The sequence below is a fragment of the Saccharopolyspora antiqui genome (genome assembly GCF_052246905.1).
Taxonomy (GTDB): Bacteria; Actinomycetota; Actinomycetes; order Mycobacteriales; family Pseudonocardiaceae; genus Saccharopolyspora.
On record NZ_JBQQBO010000003.1, the window covers coordinates 60367 to 74344 of the forward strand.

The 13978-nt window shown below is 70.8% G+C and carries 12 protein-coding genes; 8 read left to right on the forward strand and 4 right to left on the reverse strand.

Annotated features, from left to right (window positions below; all coding sequences use genetic code 11):
* Positions 1-35 precede the first annotated feature (35 nt).
* The 4 genes from sufC (at position 36) to ACTWQN_RS07310 (ending at position 3167) form a co-directional block, all read left to right on the forward strand.
* On the forward strand, positions 36-812 hold the full coding sequence (gene sufC / locus ACTWQN_RS07295; protein WP_443202566.1) for a Fe-S cluster assembly ATPase SufC: 777 nt from the start codon (positions 36-38) through the stop codon (positions 810-812).
* Positions 809-2116, forward strand: coding sequence for a cysteine desulfurase (locus tag ACTWQN_RS07300; protein ID WP_443202567.1), 1308 nt, complete (start codon positions 809-811; stop codon positions 2114-2116). Before sufC ends, ACTWQN_RS07300 begins: the two co-directional genes overlap by 4 nt.
* 22 nt (positions 2117-2138) lie before the next feature.
* Complete coding sequence (sufU, locus tag ACTWQN_RS07305) at positions 2139-2597, forward strand: Fe-S cluster assembly sulfur transfer protein SufU (protein WP_443202568.1); 459 nt, start codon at positions 2139-2141, stop codon at positions 2595-2597.
* 162 nt (positions 2598-2759) lie between these two features.
* A complete protein-coding gene (locus ACTWQN_RS07310) occupies positions 2760-3167 on the forward strand; it encodes a metal-sulfur cluster assembly factor (RefSeq protein WP_242183803.1) in 408 nt (135 codons plus the stop codon).
* Between the two features lie 105 nt (positions 3168-3272).
* Here the strand turns inward: ACTWQN_RS07310 and ACTWQN_RS07315 are convergent, their stop codons facing one another.
* Entirely contained in the window at positions 3273-4331 is a 1059-nt protein-coding gene (locus tag ACTWQN_RS07315) for an efflux permease Rv1217c-related protein (protein WP_443202569.1), read from the reverse strand.
* A gap of 152 nt (positions 4332-4483) precedes the next feature.
* On the opposite strand from ACTWQN_RS07315, the gene ACTWQN_RS07320 reads away from it, so the two are divergent.
* Positions 4484-5128: a hypothetical protein gene (locus ACTWQN_RS07320; RefSeq protein WP_443202570.1), complete on the forward strand. Its 645-nt coding sequence runs from the start codon at positions 4484-4486 to the stop codon at positions 5126-5128.
* A 2-nt stretch (positions 5129-5130) separates the two neighbouring features.
* Positions 5131-5607 carry a DUF6644 family protein gene (locus ACTWQN_RS07325; protein WP_443202571.1) on the forward strand — a complete coding sequence of 159 codons (477 nt, stop codon included), beginning with the start codon at positions 5131-5133 and terminating at the stop codon, positions 5605-5607.
* Positions 5608-5665: 58 nt separating this feature from the next.
* On the opposite strand, the gene ACTWQN_RS07330 is transcribed toward ACTWQN_RS07325, so the two are convergent.
* The 3 genes from ACTWQN_RS07330 to ACTWQN_RS07340 form a co-directional block, all read right to left on the reverse strand.
* Positions 5666-8071, reverse strand: coding sequence for a GH92 family glycosyl hydrolase (locus ACTWQN_RS07330; protein WP_443202572.1), 2406 nt, complete (start codon positions 8069-8071; stop codon positions 5666-5668).
* Between the two features lie 173 nt (positions 8072-8244).
* Complete coding sequence (locus tag ACTWQN_RS07335) at positions 8245-10014, reverse strand: GGDEF domain-containing protein (protein ID WP_443202573.1); 1770 nt, start codon at positions 10012-10014, stop codon at positions 8245-8247.
* A gap of 283 nt (positions 10015-10297) precedes the next feature.
* Entirely contained in the window at positions 10298-11503 is a 1206-nt protein-coding gene (locus ACTWQN_RS07340; RefSeq protein WP_443202574.1) for a lycopene cyclase family protein, read from the reverse strand.
* A 55-nt stretch (positions 11504-11558) separates the two neighbouring features.
* Here ACTWQN_RS07340 and ACTWQN_RS07345 point away from each other — a divergent pair, with 55 nt between their 5' ends.
* Together ACTWQN_RS07345 and ACTWQN_RS07350 are read left to right on the forward strand one after the other, a co-directional pair.
* The gene (locus ACTWQN_RS07345; protein ID WP_443202575.1) at positions 11559-13130 is read left to right on the forward strand and encodes a deoxyguanosinetriphosphate triphosphohydrolase family protein; all 1572 of its coding nucleotides are present in this window, start codon (positions 11559-11561) and stop codon (positions 13128-13130) included.
* On the forward strand, positions 13127-13807 hold the full coding sequence (locus ACTWQN_RS07350) for an acVLRF1 family peptidyl-tRNA hydrolase (protein ID WP_443202576.1): 681 nt from the start codon (positions 13127-13129) through the stop codon (positions 13805-13807). The genes ACTWQN_RS07345 and ACTWQN_RS07350 overlap by 4 nt, the downstream gene beginning before the upstream one ends.
* Positions 13808-13978: the final 171 nt, after the last annotated feature.

Consider the following 13978-nt stretch of genomic DNA (forward strand, 5'->3'; position numbering starts at 1 on the left):
CAGAGCTTTCACACACCCAGGAGAACGAAGAAGAAATGGCCACCCTGGAGATCAAGGACCTGCACGGCTCGGTCCTCACCGCCGAGGAAGGCGCCAAGCCGATCCTCAACGGCGTCAACCTGACCGTCGGCTCGGGCGAGATCCACGCGATCATGGGCCCCAACGGCTCCGGCAAGTCGACCCTGGCCTACGCCATCGCCGGGCACCCGAAGTACCGGATCGACTCGGGTTCGGTGCTGCTCGACGGCGAGGACGTGCTGGAGATGACCGTCGACGAGCGGGCCCGCGCGGGTCTGTTCCTCGCCATGCAGTACCCGGTGGAGGTGCCGGGCGTGTCGATGTCGAACTTCCTGCGGTCCGCGGCGACCGCGGTCCGCGGCGAGGCGCCGCAGATCCGGCACTGGGTCAAGGAAGTCAAGCAGGCCATGTCGGACCTGGACATCGACCCGTCCTTCGCCGAGCGCAGCGTCAACGAGGGCTTCTCCGGTGGTGAGAAGAAGCGCCACGAGATCCTGCAGCTGGACGTGCTGGACCCGAAGTTCGCGATCCTCGACGAAACCGACTCCGGCCTGGACGTCGACGCGCTGCGGGTGGTTTCCGAGGGCGTCAACCGCTACCACACCAAGGGTGGCAAGGGTGTGCTGCTGATCACCCACTACACCCGGATCCTCAAGCACATCACGCCCGACTACGTGCACGTCTTCGCCGACGGCAAGGTCGTCGAGTCCGGTGGCGCCGAACTCGCCGACGAGCTGGAGGAGAAGGGCTACGTGCGCTTCACCGGCAAGAAGGAGGCGGCCGTCCAGTCATGACCGTTCAGCCTCCTCGCACCTCGGGTGCGAGGTCCTCGACCACGCCACTCGACGTGGCGGCCATCCGCGCGGACTTCCCGATCCTGGGACGCACCATCCGCGAGGGACGGCGCCTGGTGTACCTGGACTCCGGTGCGACTTCGCAACGGCCGCGCCAGGTGCTCGATGCGGAGCGCTCCTTCCTGGAGACCTCCAACGCCGCCGTGCACCGCGGCGCGCACCAGCTTGCCGAGGAGGCGACGGACGCGTACGAGGGTGCCCGCGGGCGGATCGCCGACTTCGTCGGTGTTGACGCGGACGAGGTGGTGTTCACCAAGAACGCCACCGAGGGCATCAACCTGGTCGCCTACGCCATGAGCAACGCCGCCACGTCCGGGGCGGAGGCCGAGCGCTTCCGCCTCGGGCCGGGCGACGAGGTCGTGGTGACCGAGATGGAGCACCACGCGAACCTGGTGCCGTGGCAGCAGTTGTGCGAGCGCACCGGCGCCACGCTGCGCTGGTTCGGGGTCACCGACGAAGGCCGCCTCGATCTGTCCGATGTGGACGGTTTGATCACCGAGCGGGCCAAGCTGGTGGCCTTCACCCACCAGTCCAACGTGCTGGGCACGGTCAACCCGACCGAGCAGATCGTGTCGCGGGCGCACCAGGTCGGGGCGCTGGTGGTGCTGGACGCCTGCCAGTCGGTGCCGCACTCGCCGGTGGACTTCAAGGCGCTGGACGTGGACTTCGCGGCGTTCTCCGGGCACAAGATGCTCGGCCCCTCCGGGGTCGGCGTGCTCTACGGCCGCCGCGAGCTGCTGGCCGCGATGCCGCCGTTCATCACCGGCGGTTCGATGATCGAGCTGGTGCACATCGATCGGTCCACCTTCGCCGCGCCGCCGCAGCGGTTCGAGGCGGGCGTGCCGATGACCTCGCAGGCCGTGGGGTTGGGTGCGGCCGTCGACTACCTCAACGCGATCGGCATGGACCGCGTCGCCGCGCACGAGCGGCAGCTCACCGAGCTGGCGCTGCGGGAACTGTCGGTGATCGACGGGGTGCGCATCATCGGGCCCACCAACACCGAGCACCGCGGCGGTGCGGTGTCCTTCGTGATCGACGGCGTGCACCCGCACGACGCCGGTCAGGTCCTCGACGATCAAGGCGTCGAGGTTCGGGTCGGACACCACTGCGCATGGCCATTGCACCGCCGGATGGGAATTCCAGCGACCGTGCGGGCGTCGTTCTACCTGTACAACGAACTGGACGAGGTCAAGGCGTTGGTGGATGCGGTGCGCGAGGCGCAGCGCTTCTTCGGGGTGGCTTGATCGAGACTGCCGGGGATTCTTGATGCAGCTGGAGCAGATGTACCAGGAGATCATCCTGGACCACTACCGCAAACCGCACCGCCACGGCCTGCGGGAACCGTTCGACGCCGAGTCGTTCCAGATCAACCCGACCTGCGGTGACGAGGTCACCCTCCGGGTGCGGTTGACCGGCACCGACACGGATGCCATCGTCGACGACGTTTCGTACTCGGGGCAGGGCTGTTCGATCAGCCAGGCTTCCGTGTCGGTGCTCACCGACCTGGTGGTCGGCAGGCCGCTGCGGGAGGCGATGACCACCGAGGCCGCGTTCAGCGAGTTGATGCACGGCCGCGGCAAGATCGAGCCGGACGAGGACGTGCTGGAGGACGGCATCGCGTTCGCGGGGGTGGCGAAGTACCCGATGCGCGTGAAGTGCGCGCTGCTGGGTTGGATGGCTTTCAAGGACGCGGTGTCGCGTGTCGTGGTTGAGGAGGCGTCATGAGCAGCCCTGTGTCAACCTCAGTCCTCCTCCTAAACCGCACCTCAGGGGACCGTGACGCAAGCCAGCCACAAGAAACCGCGAAACGCGAGATTGAGCCGGACGCAACCACCACTGAGAAACGCGGAGAGGCGGAACAGTGAATCGCGGAGAGGCGGAACTGTCATGAGCGACGAAGCCCTGGTGCAGGAAACCGACGTGGTGCGCAGCGCCGAGGCGTTGCCCGAGCAGGCCGCGCCGTCCGCTGAGGTCGCCGCGCTGGAGGACGTCGAGGAAGCGTTGCGCGACGTGGTCGACCCGGAGTTGGGGATCAACGTGGTTGATCTCGGCCTGGTCTACGACATCCGCGTCGAGCAGGACAACACCGCTACCGTCGACATGACGTTGACCTCGGCGGCCTGCCCGCTGACCGACGTCATCGAGGACCAGGCGCGCGCCGCGCTGACCAGCGGGCCGGGTGGCGGGCTGGTCAACGACTTCCGCATCAACTGGGTCTGGATGCCGCCGTGGGGTCCGGAGAAGATCACCGAAGAGGGCCGCGAACAGCTGCGCGCCCTCGGCTTCACGGTCTGAGCGCCTCTTTCCAACCGGTTTCGGGCAGTGGCCCCCGTGCGAGTCGCCGTGGCGGCTCCGCACGGGGGCCACTGCCGTGAAATCCGATTCCTGTCCCGCACTCTCTTACCCGAAGTCGCGGCGGCGGAGTGCGAGCAGTCCGCCGCCGAGCGGGGCCGCCGTGACCGCGAGCAGGACCAGGACCGGTCTGGCGTCCGGTGCTGCGGCGAAGGCGTTGGGGATGTAGTGGAACGGCTCCAGCGGGCTGCCGCCCCACGCCCCGTACAGGGGACCGGCGACCTGCCCGAGCGCGGCGGTCAGGATCCACGCGATCCAGGAGATCGCCGTGCTCGCCCGCGGCAGCATCGCGTAGGCGAGCACGCACACCGCTGCGACGCACCAGGCGGCCGGGACGGCGCCGAGCGCCCCGGCCAGGAAGCGGGGCAGGTCGGTGGCGAGGTCGCCCACGAGCACCGAGTACAGCGTGCCGAGCCCGGTCACGACCAGGTGCCCGACCGCCCACCGGAGCCGGGTCACCGGGGTGGCCAGTACCGCCTCCGCGCGGCCTGAGGTCTCCTCCGAGCGCAGCCGCAGCGTCATGAGCACGGGGTAGAGAGCGATGGCGTACGCGAGGATCAGGATCATGTACCAGCAGTACGCGCCGAGCGTCGCGTCCGCGGGCACGCCGAGGGTGTTCCTGATGTTGTCGACCACGATGCTCGGTCGCGCGAGCAGATCCCGGCCCAGCGGGCTCAACCCGGCGCCCGCCGCCGCGAAGAACGCGACTCCGGCCATCCATTTCACCAGCAGGCCGCGGTGCAGCCGCCAGGCCAGGCTGATCGGGCCGCGCAGCTCCGGGGCCGTCGCGCGCCCGAGGCGTTCGGGCAACAGTCCGGCGCCGAGGTCGCGGCGGTCGAGCAGCTGATAGGCGACGGCGAGCAGGACAGCGCCGACGAGGATCGAGATCCCGAGCATCCACCACCGCTCGTCCTGGTAGGCCCGCACCAGATGGCTCCAGCCGATCGGGGACAGGTACTTCAGCCAGTGCCGCGAGCTCGCGTCACCGGCATAGCGCAGCACGTAGGAGATGGCGAGCACGGACAGGCTGACCGCGGTCGCCGTGCGGGCATTGCGCGCCAGCTGGGCGGCGACGGCGGCGATGCCCGCGAACACCCAGCCCGCCACCGCGATGGCGGCCCCGTAGGCCAGGACCCGGAGCGATCGGCAACACGAGAGAATTTTGCGAGCGTTTACTCGCCAACTGCTGACGTGGCGGGGTCCGCGGCGCTAGATTCCTGATCACCTGTTCCCTTTGGGCGTTTTGACTGGAGGTCGGCGTGATCGGTCGAGGTCGTTGGTCGGGTGTCTGCGCGGTGGTCGCGGTCGCGCTGCTGGCCGTTCCTGGCGCGGCGTACGCGCACCACGGCCTGACCGGGGAGTACGCGGTGGGTCAGCCGGTCTACATCACCGGGACGGTGGTCTCCAGCGACTGGCGGATGCCGCACGGCAGCCTGGTCGTCGACGTGCCACCGACCGCTGCCTTGCCGGCGGATCGCAGCGGCCTGGCGCCGCTGGACGAAGGCGCCGGGCGCGAGGTCTCCGGTCTCCTGCGGCCTTCGCCGGGCGGACAGCACACGTTCCTGCTCGACGGGACCGTCACCTCGGGTTTCATCGACGATGCCGCGCGACCCGAGCAGGGCCACCAGATGCGGGCCGTGGCATATCCGCGCTGCGCGCAGGGCAGCGAGTACGACGGGGAGTTCCGCATCATGGCGCTGGCCCGACCCGACGGCCAGTGGGTGATCAACGACGACGACATCTCCGACATGCCGGACGAATGCCCGGCCGGTGACGCCGCGGCGGCTCCCGCCGACGGCGGATCCGGTGCCACCCTCGCGGTCGTGGGCATCGCCGGTGTCTTGGTGGTGGCGGGGATCGTCGGCGGAGTCGTCCTGGTGCGCCGCCGCTCGACCGGTGGTTGATCTTGCTCGACGATCTGTTGACGCTGGTCCAGGGCAGCCCGATCGCCCAGTTCGTCGGGGGCGGCTTCGCGTATCCGGTGCTGGAAGTCGTGCACTTGGCCGGGCTCGCCGTGCTGGTCGGTGCCGCGGCCGGGTTCGACCTGCGGTTGCTCGGGGTCGCCAGTTCGCTACCCGTGCGCACGGTCGCCGGGCTCCTGCTGCCCGCCTCGCGGATCGGGTTCTCCGTGGCGGTTTGCAGCGGGCTGCTCCTGTTCAGCAGCAGCGCGGTCAGCCTGGCCGCCAATCCCGCCTTCCAGCTCAAGGTCGCGCTGCTCGCCGTCGCCGGGGCGAACATCGCGGTGTTCCACTTCGGCGTCTACCGGCGGGTCGGCGAGTGGGAGGTCGGCGACACGCCCCTGCCCGCGGTGGCTGCCGGGGCCGTGTCGCTGGTGGTGTGGGTCGGGGTCATCGCCTGCGGGCGGTGGATCGCTTATGCGTGACGGAATTGCTGGTTTCTGCCCGGCCGGGTCGGGTGCTCGCCGCGGCGGAGTTTGACGATCAGGTTGCCGCGCAAGGGGAAACCGGTGCGGCGTCGGGACCGGTGGCCCAGTCGGTGGGTTGGTCGGCGAGGCGGTGTTCGATCGTGCCGCCCACCCGCAGCCGCTCCAGATCCACCCACACCCGCTCCTGCGGGACACCGGCGACCCGGACTTCGTCGATGTACTGCAACTTCGCGCCGTCGGCACCCGGCGCGCCGATCGTCAGCGGTGCCCCGCCGGGCAGTTCCACGACGGCGCTGGTGAACCGCGGCGCGTTCAGCACGAACTGGCCGGTGCCGGGTGTTGTCGGGTACAGGCCCAGCGCGCTGAAGACGTACCACGCCGACATGGTGCCCAGGTCGTCGTTGCCGGTCACCCCGTCCGGGGCGCCGGTGAACAGGGTTTGCTGGGCGCGCACCACCGCCGAGGTCTTCGCCGGTTGGCCGACCAGCGAGTACATCCACGGCGCGTGCAGGTCGGGTTCGTTGTTGGGGTTGTAGCGGAACTGCCCGTAGTAGTCGTACGGGTCGATCACCCACTCCTCCCGCGCGGTGCGGGCGGGATCCCGCACCAGCAGGTCGTAGGCGAAGAAGGTGTCCAGCCGCCGACCGGCCTGGTCCGCGCCGCCGACCGCATCGAGCAGTCCTGGCACGTCCTGCTGCACGAGCCACTGGTACTGCCACGCGGTGCCCTCGTGGAAACCCTTGTCCGAGATCGGTTCGTACGGCTGGAACCAGGAGCCGTCGGCGCCCCGGGGCCGGGGGAATCCGGTGAAGCCCCGCTGCGGATCGGCCACCTGCGGATCCCAGACGTTGCGCCACGACCGGCCGCGCCCGGCCAGCGCGGCGGCGTCATCGGTGCGGCCCAGCGCCCTGGCCAGCAACGACAGCGAGCAGTCCGCCAACGCGTACTCCATCGTCGCCGAACCGCCGTGCGCCGGGTCGACGTCCTGGCCCTTCTTCGGGAAGTTCGGGTCGTACTGCACGAAACCCCGTGCCAGGTAAGACGTATTGCCCGCGCGGCCCTCGAACGGCGACTGCGCTGGCGGGACTTCGGTGGCATTGCGCCACAACGCCTGGTAGGCCTGCTGCTCGCGCCCGCCCAGCGCGCCGAACCGCCACAGGTCCACCAGGAACGGCGTGACCGGGTCGCCGGTCATGGTGTTGGTCTCGAAGTTGGCGTAGGCCCACCTCGGCAGCCAGCCGCCCTGCTCGTGGACGGTCAGCACGCTTCGGGCGATGTCGCGGGCGCGGTCGGGAACCAGCAGCGCCAGCAGCTGGTTCTGCGTCCGGTAGGTGTCCCACAGCGAGAAGTACTGGTAGTAGGTCCAGCCGTCGGCGCGGTGGATCCGCTCGTCGAACCCCCGGTAACGGCCGTCCGTGTCGGTGGCGGTCAGCGGCTGCAGCAGCACGTGGTAGAGGGAGGTGTAGAACACCGCGGTGTCGTCCGGAGTTCCGCCGGAGACCCGGATCCGGTCGAGCTCCCGGCCCCAGCGATCTTGGGTGCGCTGGCGCACCGCGTCGAAGCCGAGCAGCCGCGCGCCGTCGGCGCCTTCGGCCGCTAGGTTGGCGTCCGCGCCGTTGGAGTCCACATAGGATATTGCCGTTGTCGCGGTGACCTGGCGGTCGGCGAAGGTCAGCCACGCGCCGCGCAGGCCTGCACCGCCGGAGACGGACCTGCGCTCGAACTGCCCGCCGTCGGGCTGCCAGGTGCCGAACGAGCTCAGCGGCCGGTCGAAGCGCGTGGTGAACCACAGCGTGTAATCCCGGCCGCCGCAGAAGCCCTTGCTGCGCACCCAACCTCGCACCGTCCGGTCGTCGACGACCTCCAGCCCGCTGGCCTTGACCGGGTTGCGCTCGTTGGCCTGGCCGACGTTGAGGAACAGGTGCGCGGGGTCGCCGCTGTCGAAGGTGTAGCGCTCGACGCCGATCCTGGTGTCCGCGGTCGCCTCGACGTCGATACCGCCGTAGTCGGTCAGCCGGGTGCGGTAGTAGCCCGCATCGCCGACCTCGCCTTCGTGCGTGGCGGCCGCGGCGTAGGTCTCGTGGTCGAAAGTGGACGGTGTGCTGATGTCGAAGTCGTGGCCAGCTCCCGCGCCGATGCTGCCGGTGGTCGGCAGCGTCGTGATCAGCCCGCCCTGCTCCCAGCATCCCGCGCCGGAGAGGAAGGAGTGGCCGAACCCCTTGATCCGGGCGTCGTCGTAGTGCCAGCCCGCGTAGTGCGAACCGATCGGGCTGACCTGCGTCATGCCGAACGGCGCGGCCGCGCCGGGGAAGGTGTTGCCCTCGTCCTTGGTGCCGATGAACGTGTTCACCGCCTGGACCGGGTCGACGGGTTGTGCGGCGGCGGGCAGCCCGGCCGCGGTCAGCGCGGTGAGCAGCAGCGCGCCGGTGGCCGTGATCCGGCGCCGGTGGTGTGGTGGCACTTGCCCTCCCACGGCTTGACAACGTTGTCAGCTGGTGCCTGGTCACCAGCCTAGGGTGACCTCGGGCGGGCAGGGCAATCGTCGAAAAGGGTGATTGGCGCGAAAAACACCCGTCCGCGCGGCATTTCCGCTGTTGGCGGGCAATCCGGGGGCGATCCGGTTTCGTGCCGTGATTACCAGTTGCGGCCGGGCAGCTGTTCCGGGTCGTAGGTCGGAAAACCCGTCGGCGGTGTTGGCGGAGCCCCCGGCCGCGACCCGCGGAGCACCTCGATGCGATCCGAACCCGGTCGCGACATGACCCAGCTGGAGCCGTGCAGCGACTTGGCGCGCTGCTTCAGCGGCGCCAACTTGCGGGACACCTCGTCGTAGCTGTCGACCGTGCTCTGCGTGCACACCAGGGTCGCCAGCGACATGCTCACGTCGAGTTCGCCCGCCGAGCGCGGCGGGTCGAGCACCATCTCGGCCAGCGCCACCAGGTCGTCCAAGTCGGCCACCAGCAGGAAGTCATCGCCGCCGACGTGCCCGACCTGCACCGAGCTCAACGACGCGGCCGCATCGGTGAGGCTGCGGCCGATCGCGCGGATCAGGTCGTCGCCCGCCGAGAAGCCCGCCGAGTCGTTGACCGTCTTGAAGCCGTCGATGTCCAGCCAGCTCACCGCGAAGATCTCACCGGAGGCGATCCGGCGCGCCACATCGCGAGCGATCGCGTCGCTGCCCGGCAGCCGGGTCAGCGGGTTCAGCGCGGCCGCCTCCTCCACCTTCAGCTCCGCCATGCCCCGGATCAGGTCGCCGGCGCGGACCGCCCCCAGGCAGCGGCCGGACTCGTCCACCACGATCGCGTCGTCGTACATCCGGTACTGGTCCGAGCGGGTCACCATGTTCAGCGCTTCGATCGCCGTCGTCGCGGTGTTGACCACCCGCGGCTCGTCGGCCAGCCGCGACGCCGGGCGCTTGGCGTGCAGCGCGTGCCCGTAGGGGCCGGTCACCGCCAGCAGGAACCGGTTGCGGTCGATGGTCCACTGCGGCCGGTTCTGCTCGTCGACCAGCACCACGCCGCTGATCTCCGGGTGGTCGGCCAGCACGCTGCGCACCTTGTCCGCGGTGACGTCGATCGGCAGCATCGTCGCCGGGGACAGGAACTCCGTCACCCGCGGCCCGCTGGCCAGGGTGCTGATCGACGGCACGTGCGGATCGGTCACCTCCGCGGCCACGCCCGGGACGCTGCTCGCCGTCGGCGGACGGCGGGCCGCCGGGGCCAGCAGGTTGCCCTGCACCAAGCGGATTCCGTTGTGGCGCAGCGCGGTCAGCTGGCGCTCGTTCTCCACGCCTTCGGCCACCAGTTGGCTCTCGGTCGACTCGCAGAGGTGGCGGACCGACTCCACGAGCGCGACCCGGGCCGAGCTGTCCGGCAGGCCCGCCACCACGCCCCGGTCCAGCTTCACCACGGCGGGCCCGATGTCGGCGACCAGGGTCAGCGGCACATCGCCCTCGCCCACACCGTCCAGGGCGATCTGGAATCCGTCGGCGCGCAGCTTCTCCACCCCGGCGAGCAGCTGGTTGCGGTTCAGCTTCGCGAACGGCGGGCCGATCTCCAGCGTCACCTCCTGCTCGCGGCGGCCGATCTCGCGGAGCTTCTTGCGCACCAGGTCGAACCGGCCGATGTCGTGGGTCACCGTGCCGCCGAAGACGTTCAGGTGCAGGGGGAGCAGCGACTCGTGCTCCGCAGCCGAATTCAACGCGGCCACGGCGAGTTCCACGTCCAGCTCGGTCAGCCGTCGCTGCCGGGCGGCCTCCCGGAACAGGTCCTGGACATGCGCACCCGCCGGCCGGGCCAACGCCTCGACCGCGACGATGGCACCGGTCTTGATGTTGATCAACGGCTGGAACGCGAAGCGCACTTCGTCAACCAGCGCAAGCACGGAGTCGATGTTGCCCGGACTCATGCCGCTCCATCGACGGTGTTCACGACCTGTTCACCGACATCTCAGTGTTCCTCCTCCTTCGCGGAGGACCGCTCACTCCCCGCAGACCAACCTAGCCTGCCTGAACAGGGGGGAACATCAGCCGGACGGGAAACCTGTGGCCATCGACACAGCGAAACGGAGCAGTTTCGTTACTGTCTGTAGGGATTTGTCGGTTCAAATCCGTTTGCACTGTGCACGGTGGGCGTACCTGATGTGAATACGGTAATCACAATTACATTTCCGTAATTCGCGTCCGACCGCGTCAACCGCCGCCGAGCCCGTGGCGGGCCGGCGGCCGCCCCACCGACAGACCGCCCAGCACCAGGCGTCGGCGGATCCGCCACGGCGCATTGCGGAACAGCGCCGACATCGCCGCCGCGGTCCCGGCCGCGCTGCCGCCGTCGGCGGCCAGGAACTCCCGCCGGTGCGGCTCGTCCAGCCGGAAGAACGCCTCGAAGAAGACCGGCACCAGGTCCGGGGGCAGCGACAGCAGGGCGCGCAGCGCCCGGTGCCGCAGCACGTGCGCGGCCACCGCGCTCGGCGGCCACAGGATCGACCAGCTTGCCCTGGCCGCGACCGCCGGGCCGGACGGGAGCGCGGCGCTGATCGCCGCCGCCAGCCACGGCGCGCGGTGCAGCGACGTCGCCACGCTGAAGCCGGTCGCCGGGTGCACGAAGCTCGCCGCCGCGCCGAAGGGGATCACCCGACCCGGCCGGGGCAGCGGATCGTCCACCGGGAAGCGCACCCGCTCCTCGGTGAGCCGCTCCGAAGCGCCCAGCCCGGCCGCGTCCAGCCGACCGACCAGCCGCCTGCGCAGCAACGCCAGCGGCAGCGCCGGGCGGCGCGCCAGCGACGTCTCCTCCAACAGCACCCGATCCGGACCGAGGTGGACGGCGTAGAGGAAGGTCGGCCAGCCGCCGCGGGTCTGCGGGGCCGGGCGCCAGTCCATGAACACCCCGGTGTCCGGCCCGCAGAACGGTTCCGCGGCCGCGGCGCTGACCACCCAGCCGACGGCGGTCTGCTGCACCGAGGTGTGCGCCGGTCGGCCACCGGTGAGCGCCCGCACCGGGCCGGTCGCGTCGACCACGACCGCCGCGGCGATCCGGCGGCCGTCCTTGAGCACCACCGTCGATCCGGTGGGCCCGTGCTCGGCGGCCATCGCGCGGCCGGTCACCTCGACGACGTCGGAGCGCCAGAAGTGCTTCCACAGCGCCGTGTTGTCCAGCACCGCGTACGGCCTGCGCCATTCGTGCCGGTCAGTGCCGTGCACCAGCATCCGCCGCTGGACCGAGGCCAGTGCGCTCGACGGCACCGACGGAGGAAGTTCGTCGAGCCAGGCCCCGTAGGTGTGCGGCCAGACGCGGCGCGGCGCCGGGTCGACCAGGGCGGCCCGCAGGCCCGTGTCGCTGCAGGCTGCCGCCGCCGCACGACCCGCCGGGCCGCCACCTACCACAACGACATCCACCACAGCATCAGATCACGGCGACCGGAGAAATCGCCGCGCGGGCGGCTAACGTGTGGCCATGCAAGATGTGCAGCCTTCTCGGACGGGTCGGCGCAGTGGTCGCTCCGGTCTCCGCAAAGCCCCTGGTGATCTTGCCGCGAGCCCGTTCCGGGCGGACCGCGACCGGGTGTCCAGCTCGGCGTTCTTCGCCCGGCTCGGCGGCGTGACCCAGGTCGTCAGCCCCAGCGGCTCGGGCCTGCTGCTGCACAACCGGCTGACCCACAGCCTCAAGGTCGCCCAGGTCGCGCGGGCGATCACCGAGCGGCTGATGGCCAATCCCGACCACCTGGCGCGGTTGGACCTGCTCGGCGGCTGCGACCTGGACGTGGTCGAGGCCGCCGGGCTCGGCCACGACCTCGGCCACCCGCCGTTCGGGCACCTCGGCGAGAGCGTGCTGGACCGGCTGGCCCGGCAGCGGTTCGCGCTGCCCGACGGGTTCGAGGGCAACGCCCAGACCTACCGCGTGGTCACCCGCATCGACGTGCGCGGCATCGACGGCGAGGGCCTGGATCTGACCGCCGCGGTGCGGGCCGCGCTGCTGAAGTACCCGTGGACGCGGCTGTCCCGCCCGCAACCGCACCCCAGGCACCTGCCGACGCCGCCGCGCGGCGCGTCCGAGCCGGCGGACCAGCCGGGCACCGGCTCGGCCAAGTTCTCCTGCTACAGCACCGAGCTCGACGACATGATCGACGCCCGCGAGCCGTTCCGGGGTCGCCTGGCGGACTGGCAGCAGACCGTCGAGGCGTCGATCATGGACACCGCCGACGACATCGCCTACGCGATCCACGACCTGGAGGACTTCCACCGCGTCGGGATCCTGCAGCACACCAGCGTCTCGCACGAGCTGGCCGAGTGGCTCGGGCACGTCGCCGAGTTCGCCGCCCGCAGCGACGCCGACCTGGCCGATGACGGGCTGCGCTCCGGCGGTTCGCTGGAGCGGCTGCGCCGCCGCCTGCACGCCAAGGACGACTGGATCGCCGACGACGAAGCGTTCGTCAGCGCGGTCAAGAAGGTGGTCGCCAACCTGGTGAACAAGCTGCTGGAAGTGCCCTTCGACCGATCCCAGCAGGCCGAGCAGGCCGTTGCGGCCTTCTCCGGAGAGTGGACCCAGCGGCTGGTGGAGGGCATCCAGGTCGCCGAGCACCCGAGCGTCCGGTCCGGGCACGTGGCGCTGGCCGTCGAGCAGTGGCACGAGGTGCAGGTGCTGAAGTTCGTGCACCGCCGGTTCGTGCTGCAACGGCCGGACCTCGCGCTGCACCAGCGCGGCCAGGACCGGCTGCTGAGCAAACTCGTCGAGGCGCTGGACAACTGGCTGATCGACCGCAGCGAGGCCGCCCGCCTGCCGCACCGGTTGCGGGATCTGTTCGACCGGGCCCGCGCGGAGTTCTCGCAGCTGCGCCGCGACGCCCCGGAACTGCTGGTCGTGCCGGGCGCGTCGCCCCAGGTCGGCGCCGAGCACCTGGAGCGGATGGCGCGCGGCCGGGCCGTGATCGACTTCGTGGCCTCGCTCACCGATGATCAGGCCGCTGCGCTGCTGGAGGCCCTCTCGGGCCGGACCACGCAGCTGTGGAACGACACGTTCGTGCTGTGAGCCGGATTCGCCAGCTCGCGGGCGGCGGGCGCGCGGTCGAGGTGGCCCCGGAACGGCTGGCGGGCTGGTTCGACCGCTTCGCCGCGTCCCACGGCGGCGCGGCGCGCACCGTCGTGCGGGCCCAACGGGTCGAGGTGCATGCCGCCGACGGTGCTTCGGCGGCGGTCGACGTGCCGTTCGGGCCGCTGCCGCCGCCGCACGGCGAGCAGCCGGGACTGGCGGTGCGCGCGTTGGTCGAGCACGTGAACCGGCCGCGGCGGATCGGCCTGGTGCTGGTGCGCCTGGGCGCGCACAGCGTGGGCATCGCCTACGGCGGCGAGGTCGAGCAGTCCGCGACCGACCGGCACCTGGTGCACGGCCGCAACAAAGCGGGCGGCTGGTCGCAGCAGCGCTTCGCGCGGCGCCGCGCGGGCCAGTCGCGGCGCTCGCTGGACGCGGCCGCCGACGCGGTGGCCCGCCTGCTGCTGCCCGCGCGGGATCGGCTGGACGCCGTGGTGCTCGGCGGGGACAGGCACGCGTTGGAGGCGCTGCGGACCGACAGCAGGCTGGCGGAGCTGCTCGCCCGCGCCGAGGCGCGGGTGCTCGACGTGCCCGAACCGCGTCGGGCGGTGCTCGACGACGCCGCCCGGCGGGCGGTCGCGGTCGAGATCGAGGTGCGCGAGGCCGATCGGGTGTGACCGATGTGATGCGATCCGCGATCAAATCGCTCGACATCGCCCGTTACACTGAATTCGTGGTCAGCAAGCGTTTCGTGGTTCGGGTTCCCCGTGCCACCCCAACCGCCAGCTAGCGCTGTCGCCAGCACCGCGACTTCTCAACCTTGACTTGTTCAGCGGTGTTCTACGCCC

Bases quoted from the DNA above. Each gene is read 5' to 3' on its own strand.
- sufC (WP_443202566.1), top strand. From the start codon at position 36: ATGGCCACCCTGGAGATCAAGGACCTGCACGGCTCGGTCCTCACCGCC.
- ACTWQN_RS07345 (WP_443202575.1), top strand. From the start codon at position 11,559: ATGCAAGATGTGCAGCCTTCTCGGACGGGTCGGCGCAGTGGTCGCTCC.
- ACTWQN_RS07335 (WP_443202573.1), bottom strand. From the start codon at position 10,014: ATGAGTCCGGGCAACATCGACTCCGTGCTTGCGCTGGTTGACGAAGTG.
- ACTWQN_RS07310 (WP_242183803.1), top strand. From the start codon at position 2,760: ATGAGCGACGAAGCCCTGGTGCAGGAAACCGACGTGGTGCGCAGCGCC.
- sufU (WP_443202568.1), top strand. From the start codon at position 2,139: ATGCAGCTGGAGCAGATGTACCAGGAGATCATCCTGGACCACTACCGC.
- ACTWQN_RS07300 (WP_443202567.1), top strand. From the start codon at position 809: ATGACCGTTCAGCCTCCTCGCACCTCGGGTGCGAGGTCCTCGACCACG.